The sequence below is a fragment of the Streptomyces marispadix genome, from assembly GCF_022524345.1.
In the GTDB taxonomy this organism is placed as follows: Bacteria; Actinomycetota; Actinomycetes; order Streptomycetales; family Streptomycetaceae; genus Streptomyces; species Streptomyces marispadix.
Window position 1 is genome coordinate 883580 of sequence record NZ_JAKWJU010000002.1, and the last position, 19442, is coordinate 903021.

At 73.5% G+C, this 19442-nt stretch carries 14 protein-coding genes; all 14 read left to right on the forward strand.

Features of this window, described 5'->3' with window-relative positions; genetic code table 11:
* The first annotated feature begins 65 nt into the window (after window positions 1-65).
* The 14 genes from MMA15_RS03900 (at window position 66) to cobC (ending at window position 19334) form a co-directional block, all read left to right on the forward strand.
* Window positions 66-1613, forward strand: coding sequence for a cobyric acid synthase (locus tag MMA15_RS03900; RefSeq protein WP_241062971.1), 1548 nt, complete (start codon window positions 66-68; stop codon window positions 1611-1613).
* A complete protein-coding gene (gene cobN / locus MMA15_RS03905) occupies window positions 1610-5428 on the forward strand; it encodes a cobaltochelatase subunit CobN (protein ID WP_241057523.1) in 3819 nt (1272 codons plus the stop codon). Before MMA15_RS03900 ends, cobN begins: the two co-directional genes overlap by 4 nt.
* A 163-nt stretch (window positions 5429-5591) precedes the next feature.
* Window positions 5592-7841 (forward strand): putative cobaltochelatase, encoded by a 2250-nt coding sequence (locus tag MMA15_RS03910; RefSeq protein WP_241057524.1) that lies wholly within the window; start codon window positions 5592-5594, stop codon window positions 7839-7841.
* Entirely contained in the window at window positions 7841-8440 is a 600-nt protein-coding gene (gene cobO / locus MMA15_RS03915) for a cob(I)yrinic acid a,c-diamide adenosyltransferase (RefSeq protein ID WP_241057525.1), read from the forward strand. The genes MMA15_RS03910 and cobO overlap by 1 nt, the downstream gene beginning before the upstream one ends.
* 4 nt (window positions 8441-8444) lie before the next feature.
* A complete protein-coding gene (locus MMA15_RS03920; RefSeq protein ID WP_241057526.1) occupies window positions 8445-9854 on the forward strand; it encodes a cobyrinic acid a,c-diamide synthase CobB in 1410 nt (469 codons plus the stop codon).
* Window positions 9842-10591 (forward strand): precorrin-2 C(20)-methyltransferase, encoded by a 750-nt coding sequence (cobI, locus tag MMA15_RS03925; RefSeq protein WP_241057527.1) that lies wholly within the window; start codon window positions 9842-9844, stop codon window positions 10589-10591. Before MMA15_RS03920 ends, cobI begins: the two co-directional genes overlap by 13 nt.
* Before the next feature lie 38 nt (window positions 10592-10629).
* Window positions 10630-11487 (forward strand): precorrin-4 C(11)-methyltransferase, encoded by an 858-nt coding sequence (gene cobM / locus MMA15_RS03930; RefSeq protein WP_241062972.1) that lies wholly within the window; start codon window positions 10630-10632, stop codon window positions 11485-11487.
* Between the two features lie 3 nt (window positions 11488-11490).
* Complete coding sequence (locus tag MMA15_RS03935; RefSeq protein WP_241057529.1) at window positions 11491-12861, forward strand: cobalt-precorrin-5B (C(1))-methyltransferase; 1371 nt, start codon at window positions 11491-11493, stop codon at window positions 12859-12861.
* The gene (cbiE, locus tag MMA15_RS03940; RefSeq protein WP_372498173.1) at window positions 12858-14264 is read left to right on the forward strand and encodes a precorrin-6y C5,15-methyltransferase (decarboxylating) subunit CbiE; all 1407 of its coding nucleotides are present in this window, start codon (window positions 12858-12860) and stop codon (window positions 14262-14264) included. The genes MMA15_RS03935 and cbiE overlap by 4 nt, the downstream gene beginning before the upstream one ends.
* Window positions 14261-16096: a precorrin-3B C(17)-methyltransferase gene (gene cobJ, locus MMA15_RS03945; protein WP_241057533.1), complete on the forward strand. Its 1836-nt coding sequence runs from the start codon at window positions 14261-14263 to the stop codon at window positions 16094-16096. Before cbiE ends, cobJ begins: the two co-directional genes overlap by 4 nt.
* A complete protein-coding gene (locus tag MMA15_RS03950) occupies window positions 16093-16473 on the forward strand; it encodes a 4Fe-4S binding protein (protein WP_241057535.1) in 381 nt (126 codons plus the stop codon). The genes cobJ and MMA15_RS03950 overlap by 4 nt, the downstream gene beginning before the upstream one ends.
* Entirely contained in the window at window positions 16470-17153 is a 684-nt protein-coding gene (locus MMA15_RS03955) for a precorrin-8X methylmutase (protein WP_241057536.1), read from the forward strand. Before MMA15_RS03950 ends, MMA15_RS03955 begins: the two co-directional genes overlap by 4 nt.
* Window positions 17150-18139, forward strand: coding sequence for a sirohydrochlorin chelatase (locus MMA15_RS03960; protein ID WP_241057537.1), 990 nt, complete (start codon window positions 17150-17152; stop codon window positions 18137-18139). The genes MMA15_RS03955 and MMA15_RS03960 overlap by 4 nt, the downstream gene beginning before the upstream one ends.
* On the forward strand, window positions 18123-19334 hold the full coding sequence (cobC, locus tag MMA15_RS03965; RefSeq protein ID WP_372498318.1) for an Rv2231c family histidinol phosphate aminotransferase CobC: 1212 nt from the start codon (window positions 18123-18125) through the stop codon (window positions 19332-19334). Before MMA15_RS03960 ends, cobC begins: the two co-directional genes overlap by 17 nt.
* Window positions 19335-19442 lie beyond the last annotated feature (108 nt).

Here is a 19442-nt window from a genome sequence, read left to right on the forward strand (position 1 = left end):
GCGGCCGGCCCGGCAACGGTCGGCCCGGCAACGGTCGGCTCAGCGGAGGAGGACTCGGCGGCGGGCTGCTCGTCGCGGGCACCACGTCCGACGCGGGCAAGAGCGTGGTGACGGCGGGCATCTGCCGCTGGCTGTCACGCAAGGGCATGAAGGTCGCGCCGTTCAAGGCGCAGAACATGTCGCTCAACTCGTATGTGACGAGGGAGGGCGCGGAGATCGGCAGGGCGCAGGCCATGCAGGCCGCCGCCGCCCGCACCGAGCCGACGGCGCTGATGAACCCGGTGCTGCTCAAGCCCGGCGGGGACCGCAGCAGCCAAGTGGTGCTGCTGGGCAGGCCCGTCGGGGAGATGACCGCGCAGGGCTACCACTCCGGCAGGCAGGAGCGTCTGCTGGACACGGTCGCCGACTGCCTCGCGGAGCTGCGGCGCAGCCATGACGCGGTGATCTGCGAGGGCGCCGGCAGCCCCGCGGAGATCAATCTGCGGCGTACCGACATCGTCAACATGGGCCTGGCCAGGGCCGCAGGACTGCCCGTGGTGGTGGTGGGCGACATCGACCGGGGCGGGGTCTTCGCGTCCTTCTTCGGTACGACGGCGCTGCTGGCGGAGCGCGATCAGGCTCTGCTGGCGGGCTATGTGGTCAACAAGTTCCGCGGTGACGTGGCGCTGCTGGAGCCGGGTCTGGAGATGCTGCACGGCCTGACGGGGCGGCCGGTGCTGGGAGTTCTGCCCTTCCGGCGCGGTCTCGGCATCGACGCGGAGGACGGGCTGGCGGTGTCACTGGGCGGCGCGGTCGGCGAGCCCCGGGAAGCGGCTCCGCTCGGAAGTGACGTGCTGCGCATAGCCGTTGTGGCGCTGCCGCTGATGTCGAACTTCACCGACGTGGACGCGCTGGCCGCCGAGCCGGGTGTCGTGGTCCGCTTCACCGCCCGTCCCGAGGAGCTTGCCGACGCGGATCTGGTGGTGCTGCCCGGCACGCGCGGCACCGTGAAGGCGCTGGCCTGGCTGCGGGAGCGCGGCCTCGCGGAGGCGGTGGTGCGGCGCGCGGCCGAGGGTCGTCCCGTGCTGGGCATCTGCGGGGGATTCCAGATGCTGGGCGAGCGGATCGAGGACGACGTCGAGTCGCGGGCCGGGACCGTCGAGGGTCTCGGTCTGCTGCCGCTGAGGGTGCGCTTCGCGCAGGAGAAGACGCTCGCCCGGCCCTCGGGCCGTGCGCTCGGCGAGCATGCCGAGGGCTACGAGATCCATCACGGCGTCGCCGAAGTCACGGGCGGCGAGGCGCTGTTCGCCGACGCCGGCGGCAATCCCCTGGACGGCTGCCGCATCGGTTCCGTACGGGGCACGCACTGGCACGGAGCGCTGGAGAGCGACGGCTTCCGCAGGGCGTTTCTGCGCGCGGTGGCCGACGAGGCGGGGCGCACGGGATTCGTACCGGCCTCGGACACCGGTTTCGCGGCGCTGCGCGAGGAGCAACTGGATCGCCTGGGCGATCTCATCGAAGAACACGCCGACACCGACGCGCTGTTGCGGCTGATCGAGTCGGGCCCGCCTGCGGGCCTGCCGTTCGTCGGGCCGGGCGCGCCGGAGGCACGACACGCGGGAGCGTCCTCATGAGCACTGTTCTGCTGCTGTCCACGTCCGATACGGATCTGCTCGCGGCCCGCGCCTCTGGCGCCGCGTACCGGATCGCCAATCCCACGAGGGTGGATGCGGCGGAGGACCTGCCGGGGCTGCTGGAGGGCGCGGACATCGCGGTCGTACGGCTGCTCGGCGGCAAGCGTGCCTGGGAGGACGGGCTGGCGGCGCTGAAGGCGTCGTCGGTGCCGACGGTGCTGCTGGGCGGGGAGGCCGTGCCGGACGCCGAGCTGATGGCGGAGTCGAGTGTGCCCTCGGGCGTGGTCGCCGAGGCGCTGAGATATCTCGTGGAGGGCGGGCCGGAGAATCTCCGGCAGCTCGCAGGTTTCCTGTCCGACACGGTGCTGATGAGCGGGGAAGGCTTCGAACCGCCCGCCGCCATGCCGGAGTTCGGGGTGCACGGCGCCCGCGAGCAGCGGCCGGGGCGGCCGACGGTGGGCGTGCTCTTCTACCGGGCGCACGAACTGGCGGGCAACACCGCCTTCGTGGACGTGCTGTGCGACGCGATCGAGGACGCGGGCGCCAACGCCCTTCCCGTCTACTGCGGTTCGCTGCGCGGCGCAGTCGATACGCGGCGGAGGGCGGGGGCCGGGAGCGATGAGGAACGCCCCCAGGACGAGGAAACGGGCACCGCGACCGGCACCCGCCCGCGGCGGAGCCGGGACGGAGCGCGCACGAGGCCACGCAGCGCCGATCCGGAGTTGTACGAACTGCTGGGCCGTGCCGACGCGTTGGTGACGACGGTGCTCGCCGCGGGCGGCACGCGCGCCGGCGACGCCTCCGCCGGGGGCGACGACGAGACGTGGGACATCGGTGCGCTCGCCGAGCTGGACGTGCCGCTGCTGCAAGGGATGTGCCTGACCACCACACGTGAGGCGTGGTCGGAGTCGGACGCCGCGCTGTCCCCGATGGACGCGGCGATGCAGGTCGCGATCCCCGAGTTCGACGGACGGCTGATCACGGTGCCGTTCTCCTTCAAGGAGGAGGGCCCGGACGGCGTCCCCGTCTACGCGGCGGACCCGGAGCGTGCCCGCCGTGTCGCGGGAATCGCCGTACGCCACGCGGCACTTCGGCACAAGCCGAACTCCGAGAAGAAGCTCGCGCTGGTCTTCACCGCCTACCCCACGAAGCACTCACGGGTCGGCAACGCCGTCGGCCTGGACACCCCGGCCTCCGCCGTGAAGCTGCTGGACGCGCTGCGCGACGCGGGGTACCGGGTGGAGGGACACCCGGACGACGGCGACGAGTTGATACACCGGCTGATCGCCGCGGGCGGCCACGACGTGGAGTGGCTCACGGAGGAGCAGCTCGCCGCAGCGCCCGCGCGGGTGCCGCTGAAGGACTACCGGGAGTGGTTCGCGCGTCTCGACCCGGGTCTGCGTGCGGAGATGACGGAGGCGTGGGGCGAGCCGCCGGGCAGCCTGTACGTCGACGGGGACGAAATCGTCCTCGCCTCCCTGCGGTTCGGGAACGTCGTGGTGCTGATCCAGCCCCCACGCGGTTTCGGCGAGAACCCGATCGCCATCTACCACGACCCCGACATGCCGCCGTCGCACCACTATCTGGCGGCGTACCGCTGGATCGAGTCGGCCGAGTCGGAGGGCGGCTTCGGCGCCGACGCCATCGTGCACATGGGCAAGCACGGGACGATGGAGTGGCTGCCCGGCAAGGGCCTGGGCCTCTCCGCGGCGTGCGCTCCCGACCCGGTGCTGGGCGATCTGCCGCTGGTGTACCCGTTCATCGTCAACGACCCGGGCGAGGGCACCCAGGCCAAGCGCCGGGGCCACGCCACCGTCGTCGACCATCTCGTACCGCCGATGGCGAGGGCCGACTCCTACGGCGATCTCGCCAAGCTGGAGCAGCTTCTCGATGAGTACGCGCTCGTCAGCGACCTGGACCCCGCCAAGGCGCCGGCCGTGCGCAGTCAGATCTGGACGCTGGTGCGCGCGGCGGAGCTGCACCACGATCTCCACGTCGAAGAGCAGCCCGGCGAGGACGAGTTCGACGACTTCGTGATGCACGTCGACGGCTGGCTGTGCGAGATCAAGGACGTGCAGATCCGCGACGGGCTGCACATCCTCGGCGGCGGCCCCGAGGGCGAGCCGCGCGTCAACCTCGCGCTGGCGGTGCTGCGTTCGGCGCAGGTGTGGGGCGGAGTCTCGGGGGCGCTGCCCGGTCTGCGGGCTGCGCTCGCGGCCCATTTCGGGCTCGTCGAGGGCGAGTTGCTGGCGGAGCCGGGCGCACGCGCCGATGTGCCCGAGGAGTTGGCCAAGCTGGCGGAGGGCCCGTCGCGTACCGCGTCGGACGCGGTGGATCTGCTGGAGCGCCTGGCGCGCACGCTCGTCGAGGAGATGGAGGCGCGCGACTGGTCCGAAGAGCAGGCGGCACCCGTGGTCGCGGGCGTGCTCGGAGTCGGACCGGCCGATGCCGTACGGGTGCTGGAGTTCGCCGCGAAGGAGGTCGTGCCCCGTCTGGCGCGCACCACCGACGAGATCGGCAACGTACTGCACGCCCTCGACGGCGGCTACATCCCCGCGGGCCCTTCCGGCTCGCCGACGCGCGGGCTGGTCAACACGCTGCCGACCGGGCGGAACTTCTACTCCGTCGACCCCAAGGCCATTCCGTCCAGGCTCAGTTGGGATGTGGGCAGTGCGCTGGCCGACTCGCTCGTCCAGCGCCATCTCGACGACACGGGCGAGTATCCGCGTTCGGTCGGGCTGACCGTGTGGGGTACGTCCTGCATGCGTACGCAGGGCGACGACATCGCGGAGATCCTTGCTCTGCTGGGCTGCCGCCCCGTGTGGGACGACGCGTCGCGGCGAGTCACGGGCTTCGAGGTGGTGCCGCTGGAGGAGCTGGGCAGGCCGCGCATCGATGTGTCGGTGCGCATCTCCGGCTTCTTCCGTGACGCGTTCCCGCATGTGGTGGCCATGGTCGACGACGCCGTAAGGGCGGTGGCGGAGCTGGAGGAGCCCGCCGACCGCAACTTCGTGCGGGCGCACGCCGACGAGGACACCGAGGCGCACGGCGACCGCCGCCGGGCCACGTCCCGCATCTTCGGCTCCAAGCCCGGCGCGTACGGCGCGGGCCTGCTGCCGCTGATCGACGCCCGCAACTGGCGCTCCGACGCGGACCTCGCGGAGGTCTACGCGGTGTGGGGCGGCTACGCCTATGGACGCGGACTGGACGGGCGTCCCGCACGCGGCGACATGGAGGCCGCGTTCCGGCGCATCCAGGTCGCGGCGAAGAACGTCGACACCCGCGAGCACGACATCGCCGACGCCGACGACTACTTCCAGTACCACGGCGGGATGGTCGCCACCGTCCGCCATCTGACGGGCGAGTCCCCCGAGGCGTACATCGGGGACTCGGCGGTGCCGGACCGCGTCAAGACCCGCACCCTCGGGGAGGAGACGCACCGCGTCTTCCGCGCCCGCGTCGTCAACCCGCGCTGGATGGCGGCGATGCGCCGACACGGCTACAAGGGCGCCTTCGAGATGGCGGCGACCGTGGACTACCTCTTCGGCTACGACGCGACGGCCGGCGTCGTCGACGACTGGATGTACGAGAAGCTCGCCGCCGAGTACGTATTCGCCCCCGAGAACCAGGAGTTCATGAAGCGCTCCAATCCATGGGCGCTGCGCGGCATCGCCGAGCGGATGCTGGAGGCCGCCGACCGTGGCCTTTGGCAGGAGCCCGATCCGGGGACCCTGGAGCGGCTGCGCGAGACGTATCTGGAGCTGGAGGGCGACTTGGAGGGCGGCCCCGAGGACGACCCGGAGGACGACGGATGACGGCGGCGACCGCGCGTGCCGCACAACCGCGTGGCGCCGACCCGCGCATCGAACCCCCGCGTACCGCACACCCGCGTACAGCACATCCGCGAAGCGCACACCTCGACTCCGGCCGCGTGCAAGGCAGTTCGTGCCGGCGGCCGTACCAGGGAGGCAAGAGGGCATGAGCACCCCCTATCCGTTCACCGCACTCGTCGGAATGCGGGACATGCAGCTCGGGCTGCTGCTGAACTCGGTGAACCCGGCCATCGGCGGCGTCCTCATCCGCGGTGAGAAGGGCACCGCCAAGAGCACGGCCGTAAGGGCGCTCTCGGCGCTGCTGCCGCGCCTCGAGGTCGTGCCGGGCTGCCGCTTCTCCTGCGATCCGGCGGCGCCCGACCCGGCGTGCCCCGACGGCCCGCACGGCGACGGAGCGCCCGGAGACAGCCGCGCGGCCCGGCTGGTGGAGCTGCCGGTGGGCGCGTCCGAGGACCGTCTCGTCGGCGCGCTCGACATCGAACGGGCCCTGTCGGAGGGCGTGAAGGCGTTCGAGCCGGGCCTGCTGGCCGACGCGCACCGCGGTGTGCTCTATGTCGACGAGGTCAACCTGCTCCACGACCACCTCGTGGATCTGCTGCTGGACGCCGCCGCCATGGGTTCGTCGTACGTGGAACGTGAGGGCGTGTCCGTACGGCATGCCGCACGGTTCCTGCTCGTAGGCACGATGAACCCCGAAGAGGGCGAGCTGCGGCCGCAGTTGCTGGACCGCTTCGGGCTGACCGTGGAGGTGACGGCGTCCCGCGAGACGGACGAGCGTGTGGACGTGGTGCGCCGACGGCTCGCCTACGACGCCGACCCGGAGGGATTCGCCGCGACTTGGGCGGCGGAGGAGGACGCGCTGCGTCAACGGATCGCGGCGGCAAGGGAGTTGCTGCCTCGGGTACGCCTCGGTGACGCGGCGCTACGGCAGATCGCCGCGACGTGCGCGGCGTTCGAAGTGGACGGGATGCGCGCGGACCTGGTGATGGCGCGTACCGCCACGGCGCTGGCGGCCTGGGCGGGACGTACCGACGTCACGGCCGAGGACGTGCGGCAGGCGGCGCTGCTGGCGCTCCCGCACCGCCGCAGGCGCAATCCGTTCGACGCTCCCGGGCTGGACGAGGAGAAGCTCGACGAGACGCTTCGCGGGCATGCGGGCGCCGACGACGACGCGGACGGCGAAGCCGACCCCGACGGAGAGGACGGCGACGACGACCCGGACCCCGACGGCCCCGGCGGCGGGCGTCCACCGCAGGACGGCCCGCCCGAGGACCCCCCGCAGGGCGAGACGTCACTGCCCGGCCAGCGGGAGCGGGCCCAGGACGAACGGCAGGACCGGCAGGCACCGGTGCCGCCCTCCGCCTCCGCGCCGGAGGGCGGGCAGGACGAGGAAGACGGCAGCGGCGAGGGACCGTCCACGGGCCAGGCCCAGGAGAAGCCCGCCGCCTCCGCCTCCGAGCCGTTCCGCGCCCGCACCCTGCGCGTACCGGGACTCGGCGAGGGCGCCTCCGGCAACCGCTCACGGGCCCGTACCGCGCACGGACGCACCACCGGGGCCCGCAGGCCGCAGGGTGTGCTCGGGCGGCTGCATCTCGCGGCCACCGTGCAGGCGGCGGCACCGCATCAGCGCGCCCGCGGACGCGAGGGGCGCGGCCTGGTGCTGCGCCGTGACGATCTGCGTGAGGTCGTACGCGAGGGGCGCGAGGGCAACCTGGTGCTCTTCGTGGTGGACGCCTCGGGTTCCATGGCGGCACGGCAGCGGATGAGCGCCGTCAAGGGCGCCGTGCTGTCGCTGCTGCTGGACGCATATCAGCGGCGCGACAAGGTCGGCATGGTCACCTTCCGCCGGGTCGGGGCGGAGGTCGCGCTGCCGCCCACCTCTTCCGTGGACGCAGCCGCAGCCCGGCTGGAGTCGCTGCCCACCGGGGGGCGTACGCCGCTGGCGGCCGGGCTGCTCAAGGCGCGAGAAGTGCTGCGCGTGGAGCGGATGCGCGACCCCGCGCGCCGTCCGCTGGTGGTCACCGTCACAGACGGGCGGGCCACCGGCGGCGCCGAGCCGGTGGCCCGCGCCCGGCGTGCGGCGCGCCTGCTGGCGGCCGACGGGACGGCGTCGGTAGTGCTCGACTGCGAATCCGGGCCGGTGCGGCTGGGGCTCGCGGACGCCCTCGCCGCCGATCTCGGCGGTGAGGCGGTCACGTTGGAGGAGCTGCGGGCCGAGGCGGTCACGGATCTCGTACGGCACGCCACCGGCACCCGTGCCACGGGCGCGACGGCGGACGCCACGGCCCCGGCGGGGACGCCCGCGTCGACTCCGGCGGGGACGCCCGCAGCGGGAGGAGCGTCCGCGGCGCGGAACTCCCCGCGGATCCGGCAGCAGAATCGGAGGGCCGCGTAGTGCCGAAGGGACAGCCCAGCTCCGTACCGGACGACGGGCTCACCACACGTCAGCGCCGCAACCGGCCGCTTCTCGCGGTGCACACGGGCCCCGGCAAGGGCAAGTCGACGGCCGCTTTCGGGCTCGCGCTGCGGGCCTGGAACCAGGGGTGGCCGATCGGGGTGTTCCAGTTCGTGAAGTCGGCCAAGTGGAAGGTCGGCGAGGAGCGTGCGCTTCGGGTGCTGGGCGCGAGCGGCGAGGGCGGCGCCGTCGACTGGCACAAGATGGGCGAGGGCTGGTCCTGGATCCAGCGCGACGGCGAGATGAGCAGCGAGGAGGCCGCCCGCGAGGGCTGGGAGCAGGTCAAGCGGGACCTGGCCGCCGAGACGTACCGCCTTTACGTGCTCGACGAGTTCGCTTACCCGATGCACTGGGGCTGGGTCGACGTCGGCGAGGTCGTGTCGGTGCTGAGGGACCGTCCCGGCACCCAGCACGTGGTCGTCACCGGACGCCACGCTCCGCGTGAACTGATCGACGCGGCCGATCTGGTCACCGAGATGTCCAAGGTGAAGCACCCCATGGACACGGGCCAGAAGGGCCAGCGGGGCATCGAGTGGTGAGTGCATGAGCGAGCGCTGCGTGAACCCTCCGCGTCTCGTCGTCGCGGCTCCGTCCTCCGGCAGCGGCAAGACGACGGTGGCGACGGGGCTGATGGCCGCCTTCACCGAGGCGGGCCTGACCGTCTCACCGCACAAGACCGGTCCCGACTACATCGATCCGGGCTATCACGCCCTGGCCACGGGCCGTCCGGGACGCAACCTCGACGCGTATCTGTGCGGTCCCGAGCTGGTCGCCCCGCTGTTCGCGCATGCCGCCGCCGGTACCCAACTGGCCGTCGTAGAGGGCGTGATGGGCCTGTACGACGGCGCCGGCGGCGCCGGTGAGCTGGCCTCGACGGCGCAGGTGGCGAAGCTGCTGAGGGCGCCGGTGGTGCTGGTAGTGGACGCCTCGTCGCAGTCGCGTTCGGTCGCGGCGCTGGTGCACGGCTTCGCGTCGTGGGACCCGGAGGTGCGGGTGGCGGGGGTGGTGCTCAACAAGGTCGCCTCCGACCGTCACGAGGCCCTGCTGCGGGAGGCGCTGGACGGCTGCGGTGTGCCGGTGCTCGGCGCGCTGCGCCGCGACGCGGACTGCGACGCCCCGTCCCGCCATCTCGGTCTGGTGCCGGCGGCCGAACGCCGCGCGGAGGCCGTGGAATCGGTGGCCGCGCTGGCCGCCCGTGTGCGTGCGGGCTGCGACCTGGAGGCGCTGCTGGCGCTGGCGCGCAGCGCTCCCCCGCTGCCGGTGACTCCCTGGGAACCGGCGGCCGAAGTGCGTGCGGCGGACGGTCGGTCCGTCCCTGCGGCCGCACCCGGGGCACGTCCGCGCATAGCGGTCGCGGGCGGTCCCGCCTTCACCTTCTCCTACGCCGAGCACGCCGAACTGCTGCACGCCGCGGGCGCCGAGACCGTCACCTTCGATCCGCTGCACGACGAGGCGCTGCCCGAGGGCACACGAGGTCTCGTCATCGGCGGCGGCTTCCCCGAGGTGTACGGGCCGCAGTTGTCGGCGAACAAGGCGCTGCGGGCCGACGTACGGCGGCTGGTCCTCGACGGCGGCCCGGTGGCGGCCGAGTGCGCGGGGCTGCTGTATCTCTCGCGCGAACTGGACGGCGAGGAGATGTGCGCCGTACTCGACGGCTCGGCACGGATGACGGAGCGGCTCACGCTCGGCTACCGCGAGGCCGTGGCCGTCGACGACAGCGTCCTGGCGCCCGCCGGACTGCGGGTGCGGGGGCATGAGTTCCACCGCACCGCCGTCACGCCGGCCACCGGCGGCGAGCCCGCGTGGGGCGTCGTACGGCCCGAGCGGCGCAGGGAGGGCTTCGTGGGCGGCCCCTTCGGCAACGTCCACGCCTCGTATCTGCATGTGCACTGGGCCTCCGCTCCCGTGATGGCCCGCCGGTTCGTGGAGAGGTGTGTCCCGTGCCAAGACTGACCGGAGTGGGCGTCGGCCCCGGCGATCCGGAGCTGGTGACCGTGAAGGGCGTGAACGCCCTGCGCGACGCCGGTGTCGTGGTCGTACCGGTGATGGAGGACGGCGGCACCGGCCGAGCGGAGGCGACGGTGCTGCACTACGTCGACGCGTCGAAGGTCGTACGGGTCGTCTTCGCGCTGAACGAGCACAGCGACCGGGCACGGCGGGAGGCCGCCTGGGACGCGGCAGGCGCACGCGTGGCCCGGCTGCTGGGCGCACACGGCTCGGTGGCCTTCGCGACCATCGGAGACCCCAACGTCTACTCCACGTTCGGCTATCTCGCGCAGACCGTGCGCCAGTCGGTGCCGGGGGTGGCGGTGGAGACGGTTCCCGGCGTCACCGCCATGCAGGACCTCGCGGCCCGCAGCGGAGCGATCCTCACGGAGGGCACGGAACCGCTGACGCTGGTGCCGGTGACGGCGGGAATCGCCGTGCTGCGGCGGGCACTTGAGGGCCCGGGGACCGTCGTGGCGTACAAGTTCGGGCGGCTGGCCGCCGAGGTCGCGGAGGTGCTGCGGGAGACGGGCCGCATCGACGGCGCGGTGTGGGGCTCCTCGCTGGGGCTGCCCGGCGAATCGATCCGGCACGCCGACGAGGCCGCCCCGCAGGGCGGCGAACCGGAGGAGGGCGAGCGGCTGCCGTATCTGTCGACGCTGATCGCCCCAGCCCGGCGGGATGCACGAGGAGGCAAGCTGTGAGCGTCGACTCAGGCGGTACGAGAACCGGTTCGGACGGCATGCCCGAGACGGGCGGCGGCGGGGCGGACGCCGACCGCGCCAAGGTGACGATCGTCGGCGCCGGTCCGGGCGCCGCGGATCTGCTCACCTTCCGCGCGGCACGCGCCATCGCGGAGGCGGACGTCGTCATCTGGGCGGCGAGCCTCGTACAGGAGGCGGTGCTCGAACACGCCCGCCCCGGCGCGGAGATCCTCGACTCGGCTTCGATGTCGCTGGAGGACGTCGTCGCCGTCTACGAGCGTGCCCGGCGGCAGGGCCTGAAGGTGGCCAGAATCCACTCCGGCGACCCGGCGCTGTGGGGCGGCACTCAGGAACAGGCCGACAGATGCGCCGACTTGGGCATCCCGGTGGAGATCGTGCCGGGCGTGGCGTCGTTCTCGGCGGTGGCCGCGCTCGCGGGCCGGGAGCTGACGGTGCCGGAGGTCGCGCAGTCGGTGATCCTCACACGGCTGGGCGGCGGCAAGACGCCGATGCCGCCGGGCGAGGAGGTACGGGAGTTCGCACGGCACGGCACGACGATGGCGCTGTTCCTCTCGGCGGCGCGTTCGGGGCAGTTGCGCGACGAACTCCTCGACGGCGGCTACCCGGAGGACACGCCCGTCGTGGTCGCCTACCAGGCGACCTGGCCGGAGGAGCTGCTGCTGCGCTGCACGGTCGGCACGCTGGAGGAGACCGTCAAGGAGCACAAGCTCTGGAAGCACACGCTCTTCCTGGTGGGTCCGGCGCTGTCCGCCTCGGGCACGCGCTCGCATCTGTACCACCCGGGGCACTTCCACGGTTTCCGGCGTGCGGACCCGGAGGCGCGGCGCGCGCTGCGTGCGGCGGCCCGTACGGCCCGGACGGCTGCGGGCGGCTGAGCGATGACCACCGGTCACGGCTCCGCCGGCGGCGAGCAGCCGGAGACGCCCGAGACGCCCGGAGCGCCCGCGCGGGAGCGGCCGGGCGTCCGAGGCGTGCCCGGCTCGGGCGCGTCGAATGCCGGGGGGCCCAAGTCCGGTGCGCCTGGGGCCGGTCGGGAGGGCTCGGGTCCGTCGGGGCCCGGCCCCTCGGGGTCCGGTTCGGAGGGCACCGGTTCGGAGGGTCCGGAGCTGCGTGAGCCCGGTCTTCCCCGTACGGCCAAGGCCCGCCCCAAGGCGCTGCGTACCGGCTGGACCACGGGCACTTGCGCCTCCGCCGCCGCACGCGCCGCCGCGCTCCATCTGGCTACGGGACGCCCCCAGCCATGGGTGGAGGTGGCGCTGCCTTCGGGGCGGCGGGTGACGTTCGCGGTGGAGCGTTCCGCCGAGCTGAGGCGGGGACGTACGGAGGCGGTGGTGGTCAAGGACGCGGGCGACGACCCCGACGTGACACACGGTTCGCATCTGACGGCCACGGTGAGCTGGCGCGAGGGCGCGCCGGGTCTGGCACTGCACGGCGGAGTCGGCGTCGGCGTCGTCACAAGACCAGGGCTGGGGCTGGAAGTCGGCGGCCCGGCCATCAACCCGGTGCCGCGTCGCATGATCGGCCAGGCGGTCGGCGAGGTCATCGACCTGGGCACGCACGGCGTGGATGTGACGGTCAGCGTGCCGGACGGCGAGGTGCGTGCCCGTAAGACCACCAACGCCAAGTTGGGGATTCTGGGCGGCATTTCGATCCTGGGCACGACGGGGATCGTCAGGCCCTTCTCCACCGCCTCGTGGCGCGCGAGCGTCGAGCAGGCCGTCTCGGTGGCGGCGGCGCAGGGCGTGCCCGCGGTCGTGCTGTGCACCGGAGGCCGCACGGAGAAGGGCGCGATGGAACTGCTGCCGCAACTGGCGTCCGTGAGCTTCGTGGAGGTCGGCGACTTCACGGGCGCGGCACTGCGGCGGGCGGTCGAGGGCGGCGTGCCGCATGTGGTCTTCATCGGCATGGCGGGGAAGTTGACGAAGCTGGCGTCGGGGGTGCTGATGACGCACTACACCCGCTCGAAGGTCGATACGGCCCTGCTCGCGGAGATCACCCGTACCGGCGGAGGCACGGCTTCCCTCGTGGAGCGGGTCGCCCATGCGAACACCGCACGCCACGCCTACGAACTCTGGGAGTCCGCCGGTCTGCTGGAGAGCGCCGGCAGCGAACTGTGCCGCCGCGTCGCGCGGGTGATGGCCCGCTTCACCGACGACGCGGTGACGGCGGAGGCGGGAATGGTCGACTTCACCGGACGCACCCTGGTCGCCTCGTCCCGACTGCCGGACGGCGGGGGGCTGTTGCCGTGATCACGGTCATGGGAACGGGTACGAGTACGGGCGCCGGGTCTGCCGGTGCGGTACCGGCCGCACACGGGGAGGACCGGTCACGCGCACGTGCGCTGGCGGAGGCCACGCTTGTCGTGGGCGCCCGGCGGCATCTGGATGCGGCCCCGCTGCCACCCGGTGCGGAACGCATCGTCCTGGGCCCGCTCGCCCCGGCTCTCGACGCGATCGCGGCACACCTCGGCGGGGCGCGTTCCCACTCGGGGACCGGCGAGGACGCGCCCGCCCGTGTCGTCGTGCTCGCCTCCGGCGACCCCGGCTTCTTCGGGATCGTGCGGGCCCTCGCCGAACGGTTCGGCGCTTCCGCCCTGCGTGTGCTGCCGTCCGTACCGTCCGTCGGGCTCGCCTTCGCCCGCGCGGGCCTGTCCTGGGACGACGCGGCCGTCGTCAGCGCACACGGCCGCGACCCGCGCACCGCAGTCAATCTCTGCCGCTCGCACCCGAAGACCGCCGTACTGACCGGACCGGCCTGCGGCCCGGCCGAGTTGGGGGCCGCGCTCGCCGGTACGGGCATCCCACGGACCCTCGTGGTGGCGACGTCGCTGGGCACGGAGGACGAACGCGTGGAGCGCCTCTCCCCCGCCGAGGCCGCGGCACGCGCCTGGCCGGACCCGGTCAGCGTCGTCCTCTGCCTCGACCCCGCACGCACGGTCCCGTCCGCTCAGCGCGCACTGGCCGGGGGCCGTACACCACGTTCCCGATGGGCCCTGCCGGAGGAGGAGTTCGCACACCGCGACTCCATGGTCACCAAGTACGAGGTACGGGCGCTCGCCCTCGCGCGGCTGGCGCCCGGACCCGGCGATCTGATCTGGGACGTCGGCGCGGGCAGCGGGTCCGTCGCCGTCGAGTGCGCCCTTCTCGGTGCGGCGGCCGTCGCCGTGGAGCAGGCCGCCGACGGTGTGGAACGCGTTCGCGCGAACGCCGCCGCACACGGCGTCGACCTACAGACCGTGCACGGCGGTGCCCCCGGGGTGCTCGACGGCCTTCCCGACCCGGACGCCGTCTTCGTCGGCGGCGGCGGGCGTGATCTCGCCGGGATCGTCGCGGCCTGCGCCGCCCGTGCGCGCCGCAGCGTGGTCGTCACCCTGGCCGCACTCGACCGGGTGCCGGAGGTACGGGCAGCGCTGTCCGGTGCCGGACTCGTCACCGACGGCGTGCTGCTGAACTCCTCACGGCTCTCGCCGCTTCCCGGCGACGTCATGAGGCTCGCCGCGACCAATCCGGTCTTCGTGCTGTGGGGCACCGTGCCGCACGCCGGGCCCGCCACAGCGGAAAGCACCCACGGCAGCGCTCCCGGCGGCAACCCTGGCAGCACCCCGGCCAACACCCCCGAAAACAACGACACTTCAGAAGGAGCCGCACCGTGATCGGCCTGATCTCCGCCACCGCGGCCGGCGCGTCCGCACGCGACCGGCTGAACGCGGCGTGGCCGGACCGTACCCGCGTCTACGAGACCCGCGTCCACGAGGACATGACGGTGCGCGAGGCCGTCGCACGTGCCTTCCGTGAGTGCGACGCGGTGGTGTGCTTCCTCGCCGCGGGTGCCGTCGTACGGCTGCTCGCGCCGCTGCTCTCCGGCAAGAGCACCGATCCGGGGGTGGTGTGCGTGGACGAGGCGCAGCAGCACGCGGTGGCGCTGCTCGGCGGCCATGAGGGCGGCGCCAACGACCTGGCGAGAGCGGTGGCGGAGGCCCTGCCCGGCTGCGAACCCGTGATCACCACCGCGACCGACGCGGCGGGAGTGCCCGGTCTGGACTCGCTCGGCTGGCCCGTCGAGGGCGCCGTGCCGTCCGTCACCCGCGCCATCCTCGACGGCACGAGGGTGGCGCTGCGGGCCACCGCACAGTGGCCGCTGCCCGCCTTCCCCGGCCACGTGGTGCCGTTGCCGTCCCCACGGGAGACGGCGGACGGGGACGGGGACGGGGACGGGGACGGCCGGGGGAGCGCGCCGGACGGCGAGCGCGACGAGTCCCGTACCGCGAACGCGTCCCTCAACTCCGGTCCCACGCCCACACTTTGGGTGACGGACGAGATCCTTCCGCTCGGACCGGACGAGGCCGTGCTCCGCCCGCCGTCGCTGACGGTCGGGGTCGGAGCCAGCCGGGGGGTCAGCGGCGACGAGGTCGTCGAACTCATCGAGCGGACGCTCGACGAGGCGGGGCTCTCGGTGCGTTCCGTGACGGAGCTGGCGACGGTCGACGCCAAGGCGGGCGAGCCCGGTCTGCTCACCGCCGCCGACCGGCTGGACCTGCCGCTGCGCACCTACAGCGCCGACGTCCTCGCCGACGTCGAGGTGCCGAACCCGTCCGAAGCGCCGCGTGCCGCTGTCGGCACACCGTCCGTCGCGGAGGCCGCGGCCCTCACCGCGGCGGGTCCGGACGGGCGGCTGATCGTCCCCAAGTCCAAGTCCGTGCCGCTGGACGGCACTCCGGCGATGGCGACGGCCGCCGTGGCACGCCGCCGCCCACGCGGCAGGCTCGCGCTGGTCGGTCTCGGACCGGGCGCCCGCGACCTGCTGACGCCGCGCGCCCGTGACGAACTGCGCCGTGCCTCGGTGCTGGTGGGCCTCGACCAGTACGTGGAGCAGATCCGGGACCTGCTGCGCCCCGGCACCCGGGTCCTCGAATCCGGCCTGGGCAGCGAGGAGGAGCGCGCCCGTACGGCCGTGGCAGAGGCACGTGCGGGACGGGCGGTGGCCCTCGTGGGCAGCGGCGACGCGGGCGTCTATGCCATGGCCTCGCCCGCGCTCGCCGAAGCGGGCGGGGACATCGACGTGGTGGGGGTCCCCGGTGTCACGGCGGCGCTGGCGGCGGCGGCCGTGCTCGGCGCCCCGCTCGGCCACGACCATGTCTCGATCAGCCTCTCCGATCTGCACACGCCGTGGGAGGTGATCGAGCGGCGGGTGAGGGCCGCGGCGGAGTCCGACACCGTGGTCACGTTCTACAACCCCCGTTCGCGGGGCCGCCATTGGCAGCTTCCCAAGGCGCTGGGCATCCTCTCCGAGCACCGCTCGCCCGGCACTCCCGTCGGTGTCGTACGGAACGCGAGCCGACGCGACGAGCAGGCCACGCTCACGACGCTGGGCGCCCTCGATCCCTCGGTGGTGGACATGATGACGGTGGTGACCGTCGGCAATACGGCGACCAGGACGGTGGCCGGGCGGATGGTCACGCCGCGGGGCTACAGGTGGCAGTCATGAGCGTCGGCGACCGGCCGGGGGCGGGCTCCGCCACTGCGGCCGGGGGCGGCACCGCGACCGCCGTCCCCTCGTGCGCCGCCCCGTCCCAAATCCCGGACGCTGTCGCCCCGTTCCACGTCTCCGGCCGCTGTGCCGGCTGCGGCGCATGTCTGCTGACCTGCCCGCAGCGTGCGATACGGCCGTCGGGCGGGACGCTGCTGATACGTGCCGATCTGTGCGACGGGTGCGGCGAGTGCGTGGAGGTGTGCCCCGTCGACGCGATAGACGAAGTGGCGGTCCCGGGCCGGAACCCGGGCCCCGCTCCAGGCGGCTGCCCCGGCCCGGCGGCCCCCGGCGGGGACCCTGACCCCGGCAGCCCCAGAGGAGGTCTTCGATGAACGGCCGTTCCCCCGTGACCCCGGTCCCGGACGCACGCCGTGCCGTCCACCCCATCGAGCAGGAGTCGTACCGCATCCTGCGCTCCCGCCTCGACACCTCGGCGCTGCCTCCCCTCACCCGTGCCGTGGTGGAGCGGGTCGTGCACTCCAGCGCCGACCTCGGCTACGCCGACGACCTCGTCACCGACGAGGAGCAACTGCGCGCCGCACACGCCGCGTTGCACCGTCCCGCAGCGCCCGCGCCCGTGGTGGCGGACGTCGAGATGGTCGCCTCCGGCATCACGCGCCGCGAGGCCGTGTGCCGGCTCGGGGACGCCAAGTCCTCGGCGGAGCTGACACGTTCGGCACATGCGGTGCGTCTCGCCTACGAGGAGGTAGGCCCCGGTGCGGTGTGGGTGGTCGGATGCGCGCCCACCGCGCTCTTCGAACTCATCGGCCTGGGCGTGTCACCCGCGCTCGTCATCGGCATGCCCGTCGGCTTCGTGGGCGCGGCGGAGAGCAAGGCCGCGCTGCGCGCGAGCGGCCTCCCGGCCGTCAGCAACATCTCGGAGAAGGGCGGCTCGGCGGTCGCCGCCGCAGCGCTCAACGCCCTTCTCTACGCCGGGAGTACGCCCGGCGTAGAGGGGCGGGCCGGCGAAGACCCCGCCCCGTACGACCAGTTCAGCAAGGAGAAGCTGTGAAGACCCCTCCCGCCCTGCTCCTCGTCGGCCACGGCACCCGTGACGACGAAGGCGCAGCCGCCTTCCGCTCTTTCGTGGGCGACCTCGGCAAACGCAACCCGGAGATGCCCGTGGGCGGCGGCTTCATCGAACTGTCGCCGCCGCCGCTCGCCGACTCGGTGGCCGAGCTGGTCGACCGCGGAGTGAAGCGCTTCGCGGCCGTGCCGCTGATGCTGGTCTCCGCCGGGCACGCCAAGGGCGACATCCCCGCCGCCCTCGCCCGCGAGCGGGAACGCCACCCGGGGCTGTCGTACACCTACGGCCGCCCGCTCGGCCCGCACCCCTCGCTGCTTTCCGTACTGGAACGGCGCGTCGAGGAAGCGCTCGACGGCGAGGCCGCCACCGGCGGGGCGGCGCCGCGCACCCCGGGCGACCGTGCGGACACGACGGTGCTGCTCGTCGGGCGCGGCTCCACCGACCCCGACGCCAACTCAGAGGTGCACAAGGCCGCTCGGCTGCTGTGGGAGGGACGCGGATACGCGGGCGTCGAGGTCGCGTTCGTCTCCCTCGCGGCACCGGACGTCGCCTCCGGCCTGGACAGGTGCCGGAAGCTGGGCGCACGGAAGGTCGTGGTCCTGCCGTACTTCCTCTTCACCGGCGTGCTGCCGGAGCGTGTACGGATGCAGGCCGAGGGATGGTCGGCCGCCAACCCGGACGTCGAGGTCGTCAATGCCGATGTCATCGGCCCCACCGACGAGTTGGCCGAGCTGGTGGTGGAGCGCTACCGGGAGGCGGTCGAGGGCGATGTGCGGATGAACTGCGACTCCTGCGTCTACCGCGTCACACTGCCCGGCTTCGAGGACAAGGTCGGACAGCCGCAGCAGCCGCACTTCCACCCCGACGACGACGGCCACTCGCACGGGCACGGCGACGGACACGGTCATGGACACGGGCACGGTCATGGGCACGGTCATGGGCACGGGCACGGTCATGGGCACGGTCACTGAGTCCGTGTCCGAACCCGCGTCCGGGGCCCGGCCGTCGGGCGCACACGGCGACGGCGACACCGGTGCGGACCGTGCGCTCCGCCATCACGGCGACGCCGAAGTGCGCGGCGCCGGGCGTGAGTTGACCGACCTCGCGGTCAACGTCCGTACGGGCGCTCCCCCGACGTGGCTCAAGGCGCGCATCGCCGGGTCGCTCGACACGCTCGCCGCCTATCCGGACGGCCGCCCCGCCCGCCGAGCCGTCGCCGCCCGCCACGGCCTCCACGAGGAGCAGGTGCTGCTCACGGCGGGCGCCGCCGAGGCGTTCGTGCTGCTGGCGAGGGCGCTGCGAACGCGCCGACCCGCCGTCGTGCATCCGCAGTTCACCGAGCCCGAGGCGGCGCTGCGGGACGCGGGCCACGACGTCGAACGTGTGCTGCTCACCGCCGCGGAGGGCTTCCGGCTCGACCCGGCGGCCGTACCCGCCGACGCGGACCTCGTCGTCGTGGGCAATCCGACCAACCCCACCTCCGTGCTGCACCCCTCCCGGACGCTCGCCCGCCTCGCACGCGACGGGCGCACGCTCGTAGTCGACGAGGCGTTCATCGACGCCGTACCGGGTGAACGGGAGTCGCTGGCACCGCTGTTGACCTCCGGCGACGCCTCCGATGGCCGTCCGCTGCCGGGCCGCCTCGTGGTGCTGCGCAGCCTCACCAAGACCTGGGGCCTGGCGGGGCTGCGCATCGGCTACGTGCTCTCCGACCCCGGCACCGTCGCCGCTCTCGCAAGGCACCAGCCGCTGTGGCCCGTCTCGGCGCCCGCGCTGACGGCGGCCGAGGCGTGCTGCGAGCCGTCGGCGCTGGCCGAGGCGGACGACGCGGCACGACGGATCGCCCTCGACCGGGCCCATCTGCTGGCGCGGCTGGGCGAGTTCGCCCCGCAGGGCCTGTCCCTACACGGCTCTCCGCAGGCGCCGTTCGTGCTGGTGCGTCACCCCGAGGCCGCCGCGCTTCGTGAGGGGCTGCGGTCGCTGGGGTTCGCGGTACGGCGCGGTGACACCTTCCCCGGGCTGGGCCCGGAGTGGCTGCGCATCGCGGTACGGGACGAGGAGACCACGGACCGGCTGGCTTCCGCGCTGGGCCGACTCCTCGCGGGGAACGGCGGAATGCGGGGCACGCGGAACGCGGAACGGTGCCAGACGACGGATGACGGATGACGGATGACGGATGACGGGTGACGGATGATCGTCGACGCTTGTCAGATGACGGCTGACAGATAGCAGGTGACAGGTGACAGATAACGGCTGACAGATGACGGCTGACAA

Coding starts and splice junctions, on each gene's coding strand:
- MMA15_RS03910 (WP_241057524.1), top strand. CDS start 5,592: ATGAGCACCCCCTATCCGTTCACCGCACTCGTCGGAATGCGGGACATG.
- MMA15_RS03950 (WP_241057535.1), top strand. CDS start 16,093: ATGAGCGTCGGCGACCGGCCGGGGGCGGGCTCCGCCACTGCGGCCGGG.
- MMA15_RS03955 (WP_241057536.1), top strand. CDS start 16,470: ATGAACGGCCGTTCCCCCGTGACCCCGGTCCCGGACGCACGCCGTGCC.
- cobM (WP_241062972.1), top strand. CDS start 10,630: ATGCCCGAGACGGGCGGCGGCGGGGCGGACGCCGACCGCGCCAAGGTG.
- cobC (WP_372498318.1), top strand. CDS start 18,123: ATGGGCACGGTCACTGAGTCCGTGTCCGAACCCGCGTCCGGGGCCCGG.
- MMA15_RS03935 (WP_241057529.1), top strand. CDS start 11,491: ATGACCACCGGTCACGGCTCCGCCGGCGGCGAGCAGCCGGAGACGCCC.
- MMA15_RS03920 (WP_241057526.1), top strand. CDS start 8,445: ATGAGCGAGCGCTGCGTGAACCCTCCGCGTCTCGTCGTCGCGGCTCCG.
- cobN (WP_241057523.1), top strand. CDS start 1,610: ATGAGCACTGTTCTGCTGCTGTCCACGTCCGATACGGATCTGCTCGCG.